This is a genomic window from Pseudoduganella sp. HUAS MS19 (genome assembly GCF_053615455.1).
In genome coordinates, this window is the sequence record NZ_CM132133.1 from 4,955,802 (window position 1) to 4,973,997 (window position 18,196).

The window sequence follows — 18,196 nt, forward strand, 5'->3', positions numbered from 1 at the left end:
GGGCATTATACGGTGAAACCGCGGTTAGCCGAGCTGGGCGCGCATTGCGCTGGCGCGCGAGACCTGGTCGTCGCTGCCGCCGCGGATCACTTCATCGAGCAGCTCGCGGGCGCCTTCCTTGTCGCCGATTTCCTGGTAAGCCACAGCCAGGTCCAGCTTGGTGTCCATCTCCATGTGGAGGGCGGACATCTCTTCCTCGTTCTTCGGTGCTTCAGCCACCTGGGCTGCGCCACCGAGGTCAAGGTCGATGCCGGACAGGTCGAAGTCGGCTGCTGCCGGTGCTGGCGCAGCGGCAGGTGCGGCTTCCACCGGCAGGTCCAGCGCGAAGTCGGCAGCCGACAGCGGCGCTTCTTCCACCGGCGCAGCGGCAGGTGCACTTGCCGCCGGCAGCGAGAAGTCCATGCTGCTCAGGTCTGCCAGCGGATCGGCGGCCGGCGCCGCCGGCTTGGATTCGCTTTGCAGGTCCAAGTTGAAGTCCATGCCGATATCGGCCATGGCGTCAGGTACCGGGGCCGCTTCCACCGCTTCCACCTTGGCTGGCGTATCCAGGCCGAGGTCGAAAGACAGGTCATGCACTTCTTCCGCCGCCGGAACTGGCGCCGGCGCCGCTTCGGCAACGACTGGCGCGGCAGGAGCCGGTTCGTCGAAGCTCAGGCCACCAAGGTCGAAGTCCAGGGTGTTGCTATCGGCAGCTTTCGGGCTTGGCTTGGATTCTTCGGCCAGGGACGGCAGCGCGCCTGCGTCGCGGTCCAGGTCAAAGTCCATCACGCTGGCAGCGGCAGCTGGCGCGGCGTCCTGGCTCAGGTCCAGGTCCAGGCCATCGGCAGCAGCTTTGGCTGGTGCAGCGGGCTCAGCAAACATCGCAGCGAAGTCGTTGAGCTCATTCGACTCGCTGGCTACGAAAGGGGCTGCACCAGCAGCAGCGGCTGCGCCACCCATGCCGGCAGCGGCCTTGGCTTGCGCCGCATTGACGTACAGCGGATTATCCGGATCGATGCCCACGCCCAGCGCCGCAGCTTGCGCCCACTCGTCGCCCTGGCCCTTGGTCATCGAATACAGTTCGCTGGCCTGGGTTTCGAAGGAACGTGCGTCCTTGCGGCCGGCGTAGATTTCCAGCAGCTTCAGGCGCACCGGGTGGCGCTCAGGATGAACGCGCAGCGCTTCCTTCAGGATTTCCTCCGCCTGGGCATCGCGGCCGTAAGCGATGTACACATCGGCTTCCGCCACCGGATCGACTTCATTGGTGTCGAGCTGGCTGGCCGAAGGAGCGAAGTTGGAGTTGAACACGCTGTTGCTGGTATCCACGCTCTGGCCGCCGGTTTCGGCGAACAGCGAGTGCGCGGTCGTACCCGGGTCGCCCAGCACGCTGGCAGCTTCCGTATTGGCCAGCGACATCTCTTCGGCTGCCTTGCGGCGGCGCACCACCAGCAGTGCAGCAAGGCCGAGCAGCGCCGCAACGCCAGCGCCAATCAGCTTGATGTTTTCCATGAGCATGTCGACCAGGCCTGGCTCGACCTTCGCAGGCGGCGTCACGACGGTGCGCTTAGGCTTGGCTGGCGCAGCTTCTACCGGTGCGGCAGCATCCGGGGCCACAGGCGCCGGCGCGGCTGCAGCCGGTTCGCCAGTGGCAGGCGTTGCAGCCGGTGCTGGTGCCGGTGCCGGTGCCGGCGCTGGCGCCGGCTCGGACAGCTTGACGGCCGGGCTGGCAGCAGGGGCCGCGGCAGCCGGTGCCGGGGCGGCAGCCTTCTCTTGCGCGCCGGCGGCCGACTTGCTCTTCACCTCCATCAATTTCTCGAGGTTATTGACGTTCTTTTCCAGCTCCTTCACGCGGGCGCTGGCGTCGGCCATCTGGCGATCCTTGGCGATCTTGTCTTCCACCGTGCCGGTCTTGCCCGGTTTGCTGGAAGTCTCGCCGGCCTTGGACAGCTTCAGCTGGTCCTTGGACTCGGTAACAGCAGTCGGGCGTTCCTTGACCTGGGCGGTAATCTTGCCGGTCTGGCTTTGCTGGGACTCGGCTTCCTTGGAAGGCGTGGCAGCGGCTACCTGGCCTGCCAGCTTGGAGCGGTAGGCGTTGAAGTCGGCGGCATGGGCCACTACGACGCCATGGGCTTCGCCCTGGCTGGTGCCCTTGACGGTGCCGGCATCGGGCACGGTCAGGATGGTGCCGGACTTCAGGCGGTTCATATTGGAGCCGTTGAACGCATCCGGATTGGCGCGATACAGGGCCACCAGCATCATGTCCAGGGAGACGTCGGCCGGCTTCAGGCGGCCGGCGATGCGGCCCAGCGTATCACCCTTCTTGACCTGATAGCTGTCGGCGCCTTCCTGTGCAGCGGCAGCACGCGGTGCAGCCTGCGTTGGCGCAGGCGCCGGCGCGCGCGACGATGCGGCTGGAGCCGACGGTGCAGCGCTTGGCGCGGCAGCCGAGGCCGGTGCCGTGGCGGCAGGAGCGGCAGCAGGAGTCGACGTTGCAGCCGGACGCCCGTTGCGCGCAGCTGCCACCTGCGCGGAGTTGGTGGTACGCAGGTCGGCCGGGTCCAGCAGGAAGGTGTACTCGCGTACCAGGCGTCCATTGGTCCAGGTCAATTCCAGCAGCATGTCAACGAAAGGCTCGTTGATCGGCTGGGACGAAGTAATGCGGATAAATTGGCGCGAGCCACGGGCTTCGACCTCGAAGCGCAGGCTGAGCAAGGCCGAATTGAAGTCGATATTGGCGGCACGGAAGGCGTCCGGCGAGGCCAGCTTGGCCACCAGTTCGGATGCTTCTTCAGGGGTAACGGCGGTCAATTCGATTTCGGCGCGCAGCGGCTGCCCCAGCGAGGAGAGCACAGTGAGCTTGCCAAGGCCTGCTGCGTTGACGGAAATAGGTGCGAGCACTGCACCGCTGAACATGGCAGCAGTCAGTGTTTTCAACGCGAACGAAGCGACCTTGGAAGGTTTTTGAACAGGCATAGTGAGCGGCGAAAAATGGTTAACGTGGAAAGAAAGTTACTTTTCCAGAGGTCTCAACATAACATCATGCTTAGAAGCATGCAAGCATTCTCCCACTAATCCCCCTCTTCGCGCCAGTATTCTGTTTCGTTCATGCCGAAAATATTCTTTGATTCAAAGAAAAAAGCCGAATTCCCTTTGAAATCCGGCTTTTAGAAAATACTTCTTAACTTGTTTATTATTCAGCAGTCATTATCTGATCAATAACAGTTTATTTATCCAATACGATGCGCAGCATGCGGCGCAGCGGCTCGGCCGCGCCCCACAGCAGCTGGTCGCCCACCGTGAAGGCCGACAGGTAGTCGCCGCCCATCGACATCTTGCGCACGCGGCCAACCGGAATGGCCAGGCTGCCGGTGACGGCGGCCGGGGTCAGTTCCTTCACCGACGCTTCGCGGGTGTTCGGTACGAACTTCACCCACTGGTTATCCTTGGCGATGATGTCGTTGATCTCGTCCAGCGGCACGTCCTTGCGCAGCTTGATGGTCAGCGCCTGGCTGTGGCAGCGCATGGCGCCGATGCGCACGCACAGGCCATCGACCGGGATGGCGGACGAGGCGAAGCCTTCGCCGCGGCCCAGGATCTTGTTGGTCTCGGCGCCGCCCTTCCACTCTTCCTTCGACTGGCCGTTGCCCAGGTCCTTGTCGATCCACGGGATCAGGTTGCCGCCCAGCGGCACGCCGAACTGCTTGGTTTCTTCCGGCGACAGGCCGTGCTGGGTGGCCAGCACTTGCTTGTCGATTTCCAGGATGGCGGAGGCCGGGTTGTCCAGCAGGTGCTTGACGGAGGCGTTGATGGTGCCGTACTGGGTCAGCAGCTCGCGCATGTGCTGGGCGCCGCCGCCCGATGCCGCCTGGTAGGTCATGGAAGTCATCCACTCCACCAGGTCTTGCTTGAACAGGCCACCCAGGCCCATCAGCATGCAGGACACGGTGCAGTTACCGCCGATGAAGTTTTTCACGCCCTTGGACATGGCGTCCTTGATCACGTTCAGGTTGACCGGGTCGAGCACGATCACGGCATCCTTGTCCATGCGCAGGGTCGACGCGGCGTCGATCCAGTAGCCGTTCCAGCCGGCCGCGCGCAGCTTCGGGAATACCTCGGTGGTGTAGTCGCCGCCCTGGCAGGAGATGATGATCTCGCAGCGTTTCAGTTCGTCGATGTTGGTGGCGTCTTTCAGGGTAGTCTCGTTCTTCGCCATCTTCGGCGCAGCGCCGCCGGTGTTCGAAGTGGAGAAGAATACCGGCTCGATATGGGCAAAGTCGCCCTCTTCCTGCATGCGCTGCATCAGGACCGAACCGACCATGCCGCGCCAACCAACAAGACCTACGAGTTTCATTTTGCTTTCCTTTGGAAGTAAATTCTATTCAATTCTAAACCTTGGCCCGCGACCGCCGCAGGTCGGTGTCGGACCCTTGGGTCTGACACCGGGATACCGGTTTTCAGAGCGCCGCGACCACGGCATCGCCCATCTGCGAAGTACCGACTTTGGTGGTGCCTTCTTCGTAGATATCAGGCGTACGCAGGCCCTGGGCCAGCACCTTCTTGACTGCGTTCTCGATGCGGTCGGCCTGCTGCGCGCGATTCAGGGAATAGCGCAGCATCATGGCTGCCGACAGGATCGTGGCCAGCGGGTTGGCAATGCCCTTGCCCGCGATATCGGGAGCCGAGCCGTGCGACGGTTCGTACAGGCCCTTGTTGTTGGCATCCAGCGAAGCCGACGGCAGCATGCCGATCGAGCCGGTCAGCATGGCCGCCGCATCGGACAGGATGTCGCCGAACATATTGCCGGTCACGATGACGTCGAACTTCTTCGGCGCGCGCACCAGCTGCATGGCGGCGTTGTCGACGTACATATGGTCGAGCGCCACGTCCGGGTATTGCTTGTGCACGTCGCTGACGATGTCCTTCCAGAACTGGAAGGTTTCCAGCACATTGGCCTTGTCGACGGAAGTCAGCCGCTTGCCGCGCTTTTGCGCCGCCTGGAACGCCACGTGGGCGATGCGGCGGATCTCGCCTTCCGCATAGCGCATGGTGTCGAACCCTTCGCGCTGGCCCTTGAACGGGCCGTCCGGGCATTCGCGCACGCCGCGCGGCTGGCCGAAGTAGATGTCGCCGGTCAGCTCGCGCACGATCAGGATGTCCAGGCCCGACACCACTTCCGGCTTCAGCGTCGAGGCGCCGGCCAGTTCAGGGTACAGGATGGCAGGACGCAGGTTGCCGAACAGGCCCAGGTTCTTGCGCAGGCCGAGGATGGCCTGCTCCGGGCGCAGGGGACGCTCCAGCGTGTCGTACTTCCAGTCGCCCACCGCGCCAAACAGCACGGCGTCGGCCGCCTTGGCCAGCGCCAGGGTTTCTTCCGGCAACGGGTGGCCCTTGGCCTCGTAGCCGGCGCCGCCGACCGGCGCAGTTTCCATCTCAAATTTTTCGTCCAGCGCATTCAGGACCTTGACGGCCTGGCTGACGATTTCCGGGCCGATGCCATCGCCCGGCAGGATTGCAATTTTCATTATTCGATCTATCTGTTAAATGACGTTGGCCAGCCAGGGCTGGCTCGCAAGACGGCGCTCTTCGAACGCGCGGATCTCGTCGGCATGGCGCAGGGTCAGGCCGATATCGTCGAGACCATTCATCAGGCAGTACTTGCGGAAGGCGTCGATCTCGAAAGGATAGGAGACGGCGCCATTGCTGGTGCCCACACGCTGCTGCTCAAGGTCCACCACCAGGCGGTAACCCGGGAAGGCCTTGACTTCATTGAACAGATGATCGATCTGCGCTTCAGTGAGAACGACCGGCAGCAGGCCGTTCTTGAAGCAGTTGTTGAAGAAGATGTCCGCAAAGCTCGGCGCGAGGATGGCGCGGAAGCCGTGCTGGTCGAGCGCCCACGGCGCATGTTCGCGCGAGGAGCCGCAGCCGAAATTCTTGCGGGTCAAGAGAATCGAAGCGCCCTGGTAGCGCGGCTGGTTCAGCACGAACTCCGGGTTGAGCGGACGCTTGCTGTTGTCCATGCCCGGCTCGCCGTGGTCCAGGTAGCGCCACTCGTCGAACAGGTTCGGGCCAAAGCCGGTACGGTGGATCGACTTCAGGAATTGTTTCGGGATGATCGCGTCGGTATCGACATTGGCGCGGTCAAGGGGTGCGACTAAACCTTCGTAGACGGTAAATTTTTCCATGATTCTCAACGAGGTGGCGACGGCGGGCCGGCATGCTCGGCTCAGCCCGCGGTGCTGCGGTTATTTACTGCCCGCGCCTTCCATTTTCTGGCCGACTTTCTGGACATCCTTGCCAAAGCCCGCGACGGTATTGCAACCGGTCAGGGCAAAAGCGGTGATAGCGATGGCGATGGCGAATAGTTTTTTCATGATATGTCTCTGGCTGGTTATGGTTAGCGGATGGATCGGACATCCACAAAATGGCCGGCGATACCGGCAGCCGCCGCCATGGCGGGAGACACCAGGTGGGTGCGTCCGCCCTGGCCTTGACGGCCTTCGAAATTACGGTTGGAAGTCGAAGCGCAGCGCTCACCCGGATCGAGGCGGTCGGCGTTCATAGCCAGGCACATCGAGCAGCCCGGCTCGCGCCATTCAAAGCCGGCGGCCTTGAAGATCGCGTCCAGGCCTTCGCGCTCGGCCTGCTCTTTCACCAGGCCGGAGCCCGGCACGACCATAGCGAGCTTGACGTTCGAGGCGCGCTGCTTGCCGCGCACCACGGCAGCGGCGGCGCGCAAGTCCTCGATGCGCGAGTTGGTGCAGGAGCCGATGAATACCTTGTCGATGCGGATGTCTTCAATCCGGGTATTCGGCGTCAGGTTCATGTATACCAGGGCTTTTTCCATGGCGTCGCGCTTGACCGGGTCTTTTTCCTGGTCTGGATCGGGAACCCGGCCATCGATCGAAGTCACCTGCTCGGGAGAGGTGCCCCAGGTGACTTGCGGCAGGATCTGCGCCGCGTCGAGCGTGACGACGAAGTCGAACTTCGCGCCAGGGTCGGAATGCAGGGTGCGCCAGTACGCAACCGCCTGCTCCCACTGCGGACCCACCGGCGAATACGGGCGGCCTTTGACGTAGTTGATGGTGGTGTCGTCCACCGCGATCATGCCGGCACGGGCGCCAGCTTCGATCGCCATATTACAGACCGTCATGCGGCCTTCCATCGACAGCGAGCGAATGGCCGAGCCGGCGAATTCGATCGCGTAGCCGGTGCCGCCCGCGGTGCCGATCTGGCCGATCACGGCCAGCACGATGTCCTTGGCTGTCACGCCGGCCGGCAGCACGCCGTCGACCTGCACCAGCATGGACCTGGATTTCTTGGCCAGCAGGGTCTGGGTCGCCAGCACGTGCTCCACTTCCGAGGTGCCGATGCCGTGCGCCAGAGCGCCGAACGCGCCGTGGGTCGAAGTATGGGAGTCGCCGCACACCACGGTCATGCCCGGCAGCGTCGCGCCCTGCTCCGGGCCGATCACGTGCACGATGCCCTGGCGCTTGTCGTTCATATTGAAGTAGGTCATGCCGACCGACTTGGTGTTCTTGTCCAGGGTTTCCACCTGCAGGCGCGAGACGGGGTCCTCGATGCCGTGCGAACGGTCCGTGGTTGGAACGTTATGGTCGGCCACGGCCAAGTTGGCCGACAGGCGCCATGGCTGGCGGCCGGCGCTACGCAGGCCGTCGAATGCCTGCGGGCTGGTGACCTCGTGTACCAGGTGGCGGTCGATGTACAGGAGGGCCGTGCCGTCTTCCTCAGTGCGTACTACGTGGGATTCCCAGAGTTTGTCGTAAAGCGTTTTCATGATGCTGCCGTAATAGGTGATCCGTTTGATTATGCCATATTTTGTGCAATGCAAAACCTAGCCGTTTTCCGCCTTGTGAGCAATCTCGCGTAGTTTTTGAGCGATGGCGCCATCCCCAACGACCAGAACAGAAAAGGTCATTTTTCGTCGTCGGGGCGTAAAAAAGCCTGCAGCCCCTTTGTGGGAGGCTGCAGGCTGGTGTATTCCGTATTTTGTGGAAGGGGCTTTAGGCCGCCATCCTTACACTTCCCCTGCAACCGTCCATCAGGAACGATAGGCCAACAACTAGGACCAGGTCGCCCTCGGCGGAACGCGCGGTGCCGGTAATGCCGTCCACCGACAGCGCAGTCATCGGTTTGATGACCAGGTCGGCAGTGCCATCGACGGCGGCAACGGCCAGGATGTAGGGTTGCGGCGAGTTGATGACGATGCCCACGCGCTCCGAGCATGGCTCGTAGCCCAGCGCATCAGCCAGCGAACGCACCGGCAGCGGACGCCCCTGGTCCTTGAGGACCGGCGCGCCGCCCACTTCCATGAACACTTCCGGCAGTTCGACCACGCGCTCGACCACCGCCATCGGCAGCGCCAGCAGCGCGCCGGAGGTGGACACCAGCATGGTCGGCACGATCGACAGCTCGATCGGCAGGCGGATGGCGAACTTGGTGCCCTTGCCCAGTTGCGATTCGATGTGGATCGCGCCGCGGTTCTTTTCCACGGCGGTCTTCACCACGTCCATGCCGACGCCGCGGCCGGAGACGGACGATGCCACTTCCTTGGTCGAGAAGCCAGGCAGGAATACCAGCTGGTAGGACTCGTCGTCCGACAGGTTGGCGCTGGGCGAGATCAGGCCCTTCTCCGCCGCCTTGCGGCGCAGTGCGACCGGGTCCATGCCCTTGCCGTCGTCCTGCAGCACGATCATGACGGAGTTGGCCTCCTGCCATGCCTTCAGGGAGATGTAGGCCTTGGGCGGCTTGCCGATAGCCATGCGGGCATCGGGCGCTTCCACCCCGTGGTCCAGCGCATTGCGCAGCATGTGCACCAGCGGGTCGTACAGGCTGTCCACCACCACGCGGTCGACTTCGGTTTCCGCGCCCTCGATGGTCAGCTCGACTTCCTTGCCCAGGTCTTTCGCCAGTTCGCGCACCAGGCGCGGGAATTTCTGGAACAGGCGGCCGACCGGCTGCATGCGGGTGGCCAGGGTGGCGCGCTGCAGTTCGGTGGAGTAGCGCGAGGCGCGTTCCAGGGTTTCGGTCAGGGCCGACATCAGGGTCGCCGCCTGGCCCTCGAACTTGAACTGCTGCAGGCGTTCCAGCAGTACGGCGGCCTGGTTGGCGGCCTGCACGGATTCGCCGGCCACCTCCAGCAGCGCATCGAGCTTGACGGCATCGATACGGATCGATTCTTCCTTGGCCGGCGCGGAGGTCGGCTTGGCTTCGGCGGCCGGGCGCTCTTTGGGCTCCGGAGCCGGGGCGTGCACGGCCGCCTGCGTGCCTTCTGCGGCAGCATGGGCAGCAGCCACGCCTTCGGCGCGCGCGTCCACTGCAGGACGCACATAAGTGCCAGGCGGCACCACGGCTTCGTACATGCCCTCCCAGTCCAGGCCATCGGCGGACGGCGCCGCGGCAGGCACGGCGCCTGCTGCGGCGGGCGCCGGTGCGGGCGCCGCAGCGGCCGGCGCGGCGGCTGGCTTGGCCTTGCCGGCAGCGGAGCTGGCCTTGCCTTCGATCGCATCCTTCAGGATCGCTTCCAGGTCGGCCGGCATGGGCGCCAACTGGTCCGGCGCGGTGCCGTTATTCAGGTCGGTCAGCTGGTCGGCCACGAAGCCGGAAGCCTGCAGCGCCGCCTCGATCGACAGCGGCGTGACCGGCGCGGCGCCGGTGCGCAGCGCGTCGAACAGGTTCTCGGTCAGATGGCAGGCCGACACCAGCGCGCCGAGGTTCATGAAGCCGGCGCCACCCTTGATGGTGTGGAACGAACGGAAAACTGCGTTCAGCGTTTCCTTGTTGTCAGGGTCACGTTCGAGGCGCAGCAAGTGCTCTTCGACGTTGACGGCCAGGTCCATGGCCTCGACAACGAACTCCTTGAGCATATCGTCCATTAGAACCCCAGGTCGGCAAGCAGGTCATCGACGCTGTCCTGATTCAGGGCTTCCGACGGAACGGACGGACCTGACATCAGCGACACCTCTTTCTGCGCAATCTTCTCGCGCACATCGGCCGGCGCATTGTCCTTCAGCAGTTGCGCCAGCTCGGATTCGACCTTCTTGGTGATGGCAACGACCTTCTTGATCAACTGGCCAGTGATGTCCTGGAAGTCCTGGGCCATCATGATTTCCAGCAGGCGGGCCTTTTCCGCCTCCGTTGCTTGCGCTACCTTGCTGGCAAAGGTGCGCGAGTCGCCCGCCAGCGCCTTGAATTCCTCAATGCTCAGCTTGCCGGCGAACAGGTCCGCCCAGCGATCTTCCATGTCCTTGGCTTGCTTGGACAGCACTTCCTGCGCCGGCATACCGTCGTCCAGGGTGTTCAGAACCTTATTGGCGGCCTGCTCGGTCAGCGAGGCGACGTATTCCAAGCGGTCCTGGGCATCCACGATCTGGGTGGACGCTTCGGTCAGGGCCTTGTCGTAGCCCAGTTCGCGCAGCGAGTCGTGCAGCAGGCGCACGATGCCGCCCAGGCGCTCGAACATGCCGTCCGCATGCTCGCCGCCTTCGGCCGGCGCATCGCCAGGCGAAGCCGGCGCCGGCGCCGCTGCGGGCGCGGCAGGGGCGGCCGTTTTGTTGGACGCGGCTACGGAATCAAACAGGCTTTCCAGGTCATCGGAATCGCCCGACTCGGGTGCCGCAGCGGCCGGAGCCGGCGCTGGAGCAGGTGCAGGCGCATTCGCCCGTTGCGCGGATACTTCCTCAAATAATGCATCGAAATCATCAGCGGCGTCGGTCATAATTCCTGCTTCTCCATAATTTTCAAAAGTTCCTGCTGCCGAAAAAATGTGTCAAATTTGACGCTCGGCAATACATAAGGCACTCACGCGAGTGTAACAGGGGCGCCCCCCCGAGTTCAATCTCTTAGATGAAGCCAAATCGCCCTCCAAGTGTACTGTTGTATTTGCGGATCGTGTGAAATACACGCTGCAAGCCCCTGAAATGACGGGAATTTGCGCGATCTGCCATGTCCTCGTGACAGTTTCTTGATAATTATCAACTCTTTACAGCAGAACAATACTGCCAAACGGGGCTACAATGAAGGCAGGAACTGGCTCTTTTAATAGTTAAAGGAGGCTGAGATATGTATCGGAAAATCCTGATAACGACGGACGGCTCGGCCGTTTCCAGCAAGACCGCCTGCGCCGGGGTCGAGTTCGCCCAGCAGCTCGGTGCGGAAGTGCTGGCCCTGTTCGTGGCGCCGGAATACCAGTACCCGATTTACGTGGAAATCATTCCGCCCAGCTACCCGAGCGAAGAAGAGTACCGGGCGGCAATGCAGCGCGCCGGCAACGAGCATGTTCAGTCTATCCTTGAGTCTTGCGCGAAAAAAGGCGTGCGGGCGGAAGGGATGACGGCGTTTGCCGAAAGCGCAGCGCTGAAGATCGTCGACGTGGCTGGACAGTGCGGCTGCGACCTGATCTTCATCGGCTCGCATGGCCGCAGCGGCTGGGGGCAACTCCTGCTGGGCAGCGTGACCAACAAGGTGCTGTCGCACGCCAAGATCCCGGTGCTGGTGCACCGCCTGATCAAGGATCCGCGCCCGGCCTGAACGGCCTGGCGTTACCACGCGCTCCGGCCCGCCGGGCCGGAGTGTGAAGACGAGTATTGTTAAATTTTTGAGGAACTATGATTCGAATTGTCATTGCCGACGACCACACCATCATGCGCGAAGGGCTCAAGCGCATTCTTGACGGGGCTCCCGACATCGACATCGTAGGCGAAGCCATCGACGGCTTTGAAGTCCTCAACCATATCCGCCAGGGCGGCTTCGACCTGTTGCTGCTCGACCTGTCCATGCCCGGACGCAGCGGTGTCGACCTGATCCGCCAGATCCGCAGCGAATCGCCCAAGCTGGCCATCCTGATCCTCACCATGCACGAGGAAGAGCAATACGCGGTGCGCGCCATCCGCGCCGGCGCCCAGGGCTATCTGACCAAGGAAAGCGCCGGCACCCAGCTGGTGGGCGCCATCCGCAAGGTCGCTTCCGGCCGCCCCTACATCTCCACCGAAGTGGCCGAGCAACTGGCGCTGAACATCATGCAGCCGGCCGAAACGCTGTTGCATAAACAGCTGTCGGACCGCGAATTCGAAGTGTTTTCACTGCTGGTGTCGGGAAAATCCATCACCGAAATCGCCAACGGCCTGCATTTGAGCGTGAAAACCGTGAGCACCCACAAGACCCGCATCATGCAGAAGATGGGGATGGCCTCGCTCTCGGAAATGGTCCAGTACGCAGTGGCGCACAAGCTGCTGACCCCGTTCAAGGCATGATTGACAAGGTTGATTTTAGGATAATTCCTACAGTGGCCCTCTACCCTCCTACGGGCATATTCAGCAACGACTGATATTTTTCCCACATTCACGTTGGCATACTGAAACCATTCCGTTTGGGAACCAGGAGATCAGCATGCTCTCAACGCAACCCGTGTCCCATGAGGCCGGCCGCCAGCGGCAAGGCCGTTTGTGGTCCAACCTGAAAGAAGTGTGCGAACTGCTGCACCTGCCGCCGGTGTCGCTCAGTTCTGAAGAGCTGCTGTTCCAGCATGTGCAGTTCAAGACCGGCCAGCGCGTGCACACGATTGGCCAGCCGTTCGACATGCTGTATGTCGTGAACTCGGGGTTCATGAAAACGGTGCTGATTGACGAGTTCGGCAACGAGCAGGTGCTAGCCTTCCCGATGAAGGGCGACCTGATGGGCGTGGACGGTATCCACAGCAAGGCCTACGCCTCGGAGGCGGTGGCGCTGTCGGACTGCGACCTGATCCTGCTGCCGTTCAAGAAGCTGACCACGCTGGGCCGCACCCACGTGGAGCTGGAGAACATGATGTACGGCGTGATGAGCCGCGAGCTGGTGCGCGAGCAAGCCATGATCGGCATGCTGGGCGCCCTGAGCGCGGAGGCGCGGGTGGCGCGCTTCCTGGTCACGCTCTCGGAAAAGTTTTCGCAGATGGGTTATTCGAGCAAGCTGTTCAACCTGCGCATGACGCGCCACGAGATCGGCAGCTACCTCGGATTGACGCTGGAAACGGTCAGCCGCACCTTGTCAGCCTTCAATGAGATCGGGCTGATCAGCGTGGACCAGCGCACCATCGGCATCAAGGACGTCGACGCCCTGAAATCCCTGCGTCGTCTGCCGCCATCGCGCACGCGCAGCAAGCTGCCGTCGCGCGCCAAAGCTGCCGCCAGCGAAGCTGCCGTGCCGCTGCTGGCGACATTGTAAAGAGTACTACTCACCCAGCTTTGGCCCGCTTCGGCGGGCCTCTTTTTTTCTTCAATAATTTATTTGACAAGCATTGGCGAGCTGCGCATAATGCAAATGCGAATCATTCTTATCTGAGGAAAAACAACAATGCAAACTTCCGCCGCGATCGATACCCCCAAACCCAAGGCTGCTGTCGCCCCGGCCGCGCAGCAGCCAGCCCAGCCCCTGCGCCGCTATACCACCGCCGGCCTGATGGAAGACCAGCGCGAAATCGAAATTGAGCATGCCGGCCGCATTTACCGTCTTCGCATCACGCAGTTGAACAAGCTGATCCTGACTGCCTGAGGCTTACCCTCCCCAATCGCCAGCCAGCCGTCACACGCGGCAGCCAGCCACCCCTGAACTCCTGGAGTGAATCATGGCTATCGACCGCAACGACCCGATCTTCACGCATAGCGCCGCTGCCCGCCAGCCGGAACTGATGCTGTCCGCCGTGCTGCACCTGATGTCCCACTACACCGCCAATGCCGCCGACAACGGCGGCTGCGTCAAACTGGCTTCGGTCATCGAACGCCATCTCAAAGCGCTGTCGGCACAGCCGGACCTGGCGCCCGTCCTGCGCGCCACCTGCCAGCAGCTGTGCGAACAATGGGCCGCCGTGGTTGAACAAGCCCGTCCTCCGCAGGAACGCGCCAGCTTCCTGGCGCGCCTGATCGGCCGCCCCCGCCCTGCCCCGCTACCTGCCTGAGGCCGAACATGTGCGACAAGCACGACACCCCTGCCGCCAAGCCCGCGGCCGCTGAACCGGCGCGCCGCCGCCGCATCTGGGACCTGCCCCACACCTGCCACTGCCCGCTGGTTGGCGTCGGCCTGCCGCTTGGCGTGCTGCGCAAGATCGTCACCAAGGCGGTCGGCGGCAAGGTGCTGGCCGACGACTATGAGGTGCACGTCGGCGCCGTCAGCGAATGCGGCAGCCGCAACCGCCTGTCGGAAGCCGTGCAGAAGGAACTGGAACGCCGCTATGCCGTAGTGATCCAGCGCTTCCGCCCCGCCCGCGACGCCAAGGCGCTGGAAGCCCTGTGGGAAGCTGCCGTGGCCAGCGGCGACGTGCCCGGCCCGTTTTGGGCCGGTCTGAGCCACCAGCACTGCAGCCTCGAACTGCAGGAGCGCATGTGCCGGGACCTGCACATGATCCAGCACCAGGCCGGCGCCGCCACGCGCGCCGACATCAGCCGCCTGCAAGCGCTCGAGCAATCCAACGCCACGCTGGAGCGCGAACTGGCGCGCCAGCAGCAGCGCAGCGCCGCCTGGCAAGCCGAACGCCACGCCGAGCAGGAAGCCCACGCCGCCGCCCTGATGCAATTGCGCGCGCAACTGGTCGGCCGCGACAGCGTGCTGGCCTCGCTGCGCCAGCAACTGGAGGAGCTGCACGCCACCATCCCCGGCCTCGCCAGCCGCGAACGCCTGGCGCGCCAGCTGGCCGACACCGAACAGCGCGTGCACGACTTGCGCAGCGAAGCCGCCGCCGCCCGCGCCGAAGCCAGCGCGCTGGAGCGACTGCTGAGCGAAGCGCGCGCCGCCCTGGCCGCGGCCACAGCGCAACCATCGCCCGCCATGCCGGCAGCCGTCACCGCCGCAGCGGGCGGGCCGGCTGCCAGGGCGGGCACCACGGCGCAACGCGTCACGCTGCACGGCCTGCTGGCCGAACGCGTGCTATGCGTCGGCGGCCGCGCCGGCAACGTCGCCGGCTACCGCAGCGTGATCGAAGATGCCGGCGCCGAGTTCCTGCACCACGACGGCGGCCTGGAAGACAATGTCGCCCGCCTGGAAACCAGCATGGCCGCCGCCGACCTGGTGATCTGCCAGACCGCCTGCATCAGCCACAGCGCCTACTGGCGCGTCAAAGACTTCTGCAAGCGCCACCAGAAACGCTGCATCTTCGTCGACAATCCCAGCGTCACCACCCTCCAGCGCGCGTTGGAACCACAATAAAAGTCGGGGTCAGCTCCGGCAATCGGACATTTCGCGAAGCGAAATGTCCGATTGCCGGAGCTGACCCCGACTTTCAAAAAGAAACGCCCCGGCGCTTGCGCGCGCGGGGCGTTTTACCTTTTACGGTGCTAGCTTAGAAAGCGTAGGCGCCGGTCAGGTAGAACGAACGGCCGATTGGGTCGGCGTAACGCGGATCGTAGCCAACCTGGTGGCCGGACGAGTTACGCAGCGACAGCGGTGGGGTGCGGTCGAACAGGTTCTTGATGCCAGCGCGCACGGTGACCTGCTTGCTTGCATTCCACTTGCCTTGCCAGTCGAAGGTCATGAACGATGGAACTTGCAGGCGGATCTTTTCGTTCATGCCGGTGCCGGTGTTGCGCACGGTCGCTTCGGCGTCGGTGTAGCCGTTACGGTAGTTCACGATGATCGAGTTCGAGAACGGGCCGGTGTCCAGCGTAGTGGTCCAGCGAACAACATGACGGAAGGTCACCGCGTTGCTGGTGCCGAAGAAGTTCATGTTGGTGGTCCACTTGTTGTCGTAGCCAGGCTCGGTGTAGTCGGCCTTGATCATGTAAGTACCTGCCAGGGTCGAGCTCAGGCTGCCGAAGTCAAACTTCTTACGGCCGGTCACGTCCCAATCGATACCCTGGTTGTGGGTCTTGCCGATGTTGAGCGTACGCGACTTGAATGCCCAGTAGGTCTTGCCGGTTGCCGGCACAGTGTAGGTAGTGAACAGGTGGCGGAAGGTGACCGGATCTTCAAACGCCTGCAGTTCCGAAATGGCCGATACCTTGTCGCGCATCTTCACGTCCCACAGGTCAGCACCAAACGAGAAGGCCGGAGTCGGCTCCATGCGGAAACCGATAGTGAATTGCTTGGACTTCTCTGGCTTGAGATCAGGATTACCTTCAGCGACCTGGTTGTACTGCGCCGCGCCTGGACGGCAGTATTCGGCATGGGCGATCGGGCAAGTGAAGCTGCCGGCCGTGAAGCCGTTATTCACCAGCGGCTGGCCCAAGTCCAGCATCGAAGGCGCTTTGAAGCCGGTGCCGTAGGAGCCGCGTACCAGCATGGTCTGAGTCGGCTGCCAGCGTGCGGACACCTTGTAGGTGGTAGCCGATTCGCGCTTGCCGATCTTGCTGCCGGTCAGGCCGTTGTCGATGGCAGAGAAGCCGTCGTAGCGCACCGCGCCGGTCACTTCCAGGCCTTTGGCTACTGGCGCCAGCAGCTCCGCGAACACGCCGTAGGTATCACGGTCCATGTCGTAGGTCGCCGGGGCGTTCAGGTTGTACACCACGCCGGTGGCGGCAGCGGTGGATGGGGTCTGCTCGTAGGCGTAGTTGCGGAAGTCGCCGCCCACTGCCAGCGCAGCCTTGCCGCCTGCCAGGTCGAACAACTCGCGCGAGCCGCGCAGGTCAACGCCCTTCAGGGTGGTCGATGCCTTGCGGACCGAGCCGTGGAAGAGCGAGTTTGCGATCAGTTGCTTGGTGGCGTCCGATTGCTGGCCGATCGGAGCGAACGGGTCAAACGAACGCTGGGCCAGCATGTCGCGGAACTCTTTGTTCAGCGCATAGCCGCCAACGTAACGCTCGTTGACTTCGTTTTTGGAGAAGGTCAGGCCGGTGTTGAAGTTCCATGCGCCCAGTTCGCCTTCAGCGCCCACCACCAGGTGGGTGGAGTCGGTGATGGTCTGCGAATCACGGGTGCCCCAATCGTAGGTACGGTAGTTGCCTGAGACCGATTTGACCGAAGCGGCTTGCGCTGGAGTCAGGTAAGGCAGGACATTGTCAGTGTAGTACTGGGACGAAGTGGTGATCGTGAACGGCGCGGTATTCGGGGCGATACGCGCGGTCAGGTCCAGGCGCGACAGGGCAGCTTCGGCGAACAGGTTGACGCTGTCGGTCAGCTTGAAAGTAGCTTTGCCGAACAGGGAGTCACGCTTGTTTTCCGGCACCACTTCGATGGTCGACACGAAGTCGAACGCGCAGTTCTGGGTGGTGGCCGAGTTGGTGATGGACTCGAAGTTCATCGCCGGGCAGCGGCCGTTCTTCTTCAGGTAAGGCGAGAAGCCGATCGCCGGCTGGGTCGGATCGCTGAAGGTCACATCAACGTTGGCCGGCACGGTGGACGTCGACGTACGGTCGTAGATGTAGTTCTTGCCGTTGGCCGAGAATGGGATGAACGCAGTCTTGGAGAACTCGCGGTCGGTTGCCTTCAGCTGTTTGCGCTCGTCGTGGCGGTAGGTACCGACCAGGGTCAGGCGATCATCCAGGCCGGTCCAGCCGGAGGTGATATTGAAGTTGGACGAGCGGCCGGCCGAGCTTTCGAACGGCTGGCTCATGGTCGCTTCCAGGGTAGTGGTCTTGACGCTGCTCTTCAGGATGAAGTTGATCACGCCGGCGATGGCATCGGAGCCGTACAGGGCGGAGGCGCCGTCGGTCAGGATTTCGACGCGCTCAACCGCGCTCATCGGGATCGCGTTCAGGTTGACCGCGGAACCGGAGCCCTGTGGCGCCACGCGGCGGCCGTTCAGCAGCACCAGGGTGTATTCCTCGCCCAGGTCGTGGATCGACGCGGAAACGCGGCCACCGGAATTGGAGCCGGCCGCAACGGCGTCGACGGTGAAGCCTTGCATGGATGGCAGTGCCTGGATCAGGTCAGCCACGGTGGTGGCGCCGGTCTTGGCGATGGTTTCGGCGGACAGGCGCTGCACTGGCAGTGCGCCTTCGACGGCGATCCGCTTGATCGCGGAACCGGTGATTTCAACGCGCTGCATTGGCGCTTCTTGTGCGGCGGCGTGGCCGGCAGCGATCAGGGCCAGGGCGGAAACCGCCAGGCGCACGGAACGCGCACCGATCTTTTCTTGGAATACCATTTCTTTACTCCTTCGGGTTTCTAAAAACGTTCGAATGAGCAAAGTTTCTTTTTTGCCTTTTGCTCACCGACCGCGGATTATGGGGGGAGCAAACAGGCAATTTGATGCCTCGGTATTACATTTCTGAAAGTTACATGGAAAATTCGC

The 18,196-nt window shown here is 63.0% G+C and carries 15 protein-coding genes; 6 read left to right on the forward strand and 9 right to left on the reverse strand.

What is annotated here, in order from left to right; translation table 11 throughout:
• Window positions 1–24: 24 nt before the first annotated feature.
• The 8 genes from ACWBU6_RS22725 to ACWBU6_RS22760 form a co-directional block, all read right to left on the reverse strand.
• Complete coding sequence (locus ACWBU6_RS22725; RefSeq protein WP_452645615.1) at window positions 25–2,952, reverse strand: FimV/HubP family polar landmark protein; 2,928 nt, start codon at window positions 2,950–2,952, stop codon at window positions 25–27.
• 250 nt (window positions 2,953–3,202) lie between these two features.
• Entirely contained in the window at window positions 3,203–4,330 is a 1,128-nt protein-coding gene (asd, locus tag ACWBU6_RS22730) for an aspartate-semialdehyde dehydrogenase (RefSeq protein WP_452645616.1), read from the reverse strand.
• 103 nt (window positions 4,331–4,433) lie between these two features.
• Complete coding sequence (gene leuB / locus ACWBU6_RS22735) at window positions 4,434–5,501, reverse strand: 3-isopropylmalate dehydrogenase (protein WP_452645617.1); 1,068 nt, start codon at window positions 5,499–5,501, stop codon at window positions 4,434–4,436.
• A 15-nt stretch (window positions 5,502–5,516) separates the two neighbouring features.
• Window positions 5,517–6,164 carry a 3-isopropylmalate dehydratase small subunit gene (gene leuD, locus ACWBU6_RS22740; RefSeq protein ID WP_452645618.1) on the reverse strand — a complete coding sequence of 216 codons (648 nt, stop codon included), beginning with the start codon at window positions 6,162–6,164 and terminating at the stop codon, window positions 5,517–5,519.
• A 60-nt stretch (window positions 6,165–6,224) separates the two neighbouring features.
• Window positions 6,225–6,353 (reverse strand): entericidin A/B family lipoprotein, encoded by a 129-nt coding sequence (locus tag ACWBU6_RS22745; RefSeq protein ID WP_057259662.1) that lies wholly within the window; start codon window positions 6,351–6,353, stop codon window positions 6,225–6,227.
• Window positions 6,354–6,376: 23 nt separating this feature from the next.
• On the reverse strand, window positions 6,377–7,780 hold the full coding sequence (gene leuC / locus ACWBU6_RS22750; protein ID WP_452649608.1) for a 3-isopropylmalate dehydratase large subunit: 1,404 nt from the start codon (window positions 7,778–7,780) through the stop codon (window positions 6,377–6,379).
• Between the two features lie 223 nt (window positions 7,781–8,003).
• Window positions 8,004–9,875, reverse strand: a complete 1,872-nt coding sequence (locus tag ACWBU6_RS22755) for a chemotaxis protein CheA (protein ID WP_452645619.1) — start codon at window positions 9,873–9,875, stop codon at window positions 8,004–8,006.
• Complete coding sequence (locus tag ACWBU6_RS22760; RefSeq protein ID WP_452645620.1) at window positions 9,875–10,717, reverse strand: protein phosphatase CheZ; 843 nt, start codon at window positions 10,715–10,717, stop codon at window positions 9,875–9,877. Before ACWBU6_RS22760 ends, ACWBU6_RS22755 begins: the two co-directional genes overlap by 1 nt.
• 344 nt (window positions 10,718–11,061) lie before the next feature.
• On the opposite strand from ACWBU6_RS22760, the gene ACWBU6_RS22765 reads away from it, so the two are divergent.
• From ACWBU6_RS22765 to ACWBU6_RS22790, 6 genes are all read left to right on the forward strand, one after another.
• Window positions 11,062–11,529 (forward strand): universal stress protein, encoded by a 468-nt coding sequence (locus ACWBU6_RS22765; RefSeq protein WP_130310987.1) that lies wholly within the window; start codon window positions 11,062–11,064, stop codon window positions 11,527–11,529.
• 77 nt (window positions 11,530–11,606) lie between these two features.
• Complete coding sequence (locus tag ACWBU6_RS22770) at window positions 11,607–12,251, forward strand: response regulator (protein ID WP_057259666.1); 645 nt, start codon at window positions 11,607–11,609, stop codon at window positions 12,249–12,251.
• Between the two features lie 136 nt (window positions 12,252–12,387).
• Window positions 12,388–13,200, forward strand: a complete 813-nt coding sequence (locus ACWBU6_RS22775; protein WP_452645621.1) for a Crp/Fnr family transcriptional regulator — start codon at window positions 12,388–12,390, stop codon at window positions 13,198–13,200.
• A gap of 129 nt (window positions 13,201–13,329) precedes the next feature.
• Entirely contained in the window at window positions 13,330–13,527 is a 198-nt protein-coding gene (gene hemP / locus ACWBU6_RS22780; RefSeq protein WP_452645622.1) for a hemin uptake protein HemP, read from the forward strand.
• A gap of 73 nt (window positions 13,528–13,600) precedes the next feature.
• A complete protein-coding gene (locus ACWBU6_RS22785) occupies window positions 13,601–13,930 on the forward strand; it encodes a hypothetical protein (RefSeq protein ID WP_452645623.1) in 330 nt (109 codons plus the stop codon).
• A gap of 8 nt (window positions 13,931–13,938) precedes the next feature.
• On the forward strand, window positions 13,939–15,174 hold the full coding sequence (locus tag ACWBU6_RS22790) for a DUF2325 domain-containing protein (protein ID WP_452645624.1): 1,236 nt from the start codon (window positions 13,939–13,941) through the stop codon (window positions 15,172–15,174).
• Between the two features lie 133 nt (window positions 15,175–15,307).
• Here the strand turns inward: ACWBU6_RS22790 and ACWBU6_RS22795 are convergent, their stop codons facing one another.
• Entirely contained in the window at window positions 15,308–18,049 is a 2,742-nt protein-coding gene (locus ACWBU6_RS22795) for a TonB-dependent receptor (RefSeq protein ID WP_452645625.1), read from the reverse strand.
• Window positions 18,050–18,196: the final 147 nt, after the last annotated feature.

What these genes read in the sequence shown, in the direction of transcription:
- ACWBU6_RS22725 (WP_452645615.1), bottom strand. Translation starts at nt 2,952, where the DNA reads ATGCCTGTTCAAAAACCTTCCAAGGTCGCTTCGTTCGCGTTGAAAACA.
- asd (WP_452645616.1), bottom strand. Translation starts at nt 4,330, where the DNA reads ATGAAACTCGTAGGTCTTGTTGGTTGGCGCGGCATGGTCGGTTCGGTC.
- leuB (WP_452645617.1), bottom strand. Translation starts at nt 5,501, where the DNA reads ATGAAAATTGCAATCCTGCCGGGCGATGGCATCGGCCCGGAAATCGTC.
- leuD (WP_452645618.1), bottom strand. Translation starts at nt 6,164, where the DNA reads ATGGAAAAATTTACCGTCTACGAAGGTTTAGTCGCACCCCTTGACCGC.
- ACWBU6_RS22745 (WP_057259662.1), bottom strand. Translation starts at nt 6,353, where the DNA reads ATGAAAAAACTATTCGCCATCGCCATCGCTATCACCGCTTTTGCCCTG.
- ACWBU6_RS22755 (WP_452645619.1), bottom strand. Translation starts at nt 9,875, where the DNA reads ATGGACGATATGCTCAAGGAGTTCGTTGTCGAGGCCATGGACCTGGCC.
- ACWBU6_RS22760 (WP_452645620.1), bottom strand. Translation starts at nt 10,717, where the DNA reads ATGACCGACGCCGCTGATGATTTCGATGCATTATTTGAGGAAGTATCC.
- ACWBU6_RS22765 (WP_130310987.1), top strand. Translation starts at nt 11,062, where the DNA reads ATGTATCGGAAAATCCTGATAACGACGGACGGCTCGGCCGTTTCCAGC.
- ACWBU6_RS22770 (WP_057259666.1), top strand. Translation starts at nt 11,607, where the DNA reads ATGATTCGAATTGTCATTGCCGACGACCACACCATCATGCGCGAAGGG.
- ACWBU6_RS22775 (WP_452645621.1), top strand. Translation starts at nt 12,388, where the DNA reads ATGCTCTCAACGCAACCCGTGTCCCATGAGGCCGGCCGCCAGCGGCAA.
- hemP (WP_452645622.1), top strand. Translation starts at nt 13,330, where the DNA reads ATGCAAACTTCCGCCGCGATCGATACCCCCAAACCCAAGGCTGCTGTC.
- ACWBU6_RS22785 (WP_452645623.1), top strand. Translation starts at nt 13,601, where the DNA reads ATGGCTATCGACCGCAACGACCCGATCTTCACGCATAGCGCCGCTGCC.
- ACWBU6_RS22790 (WP_452645624.1), top strand. Translation starts at nt 13,939, where the DNA reads ATGTGCGACAAGCACGACACCCCTGCCGCCAAGCCCGCGGCCGCTGAA.
- ACWBU6_RS22795 (WP_452645625.1), bottom strand. Translation starts at nt 18,049, where the DNA reads ATGGTATTCCAAGAAAAGATCGGTGCGCGTTCCGTGCGCCTGGCGGTT.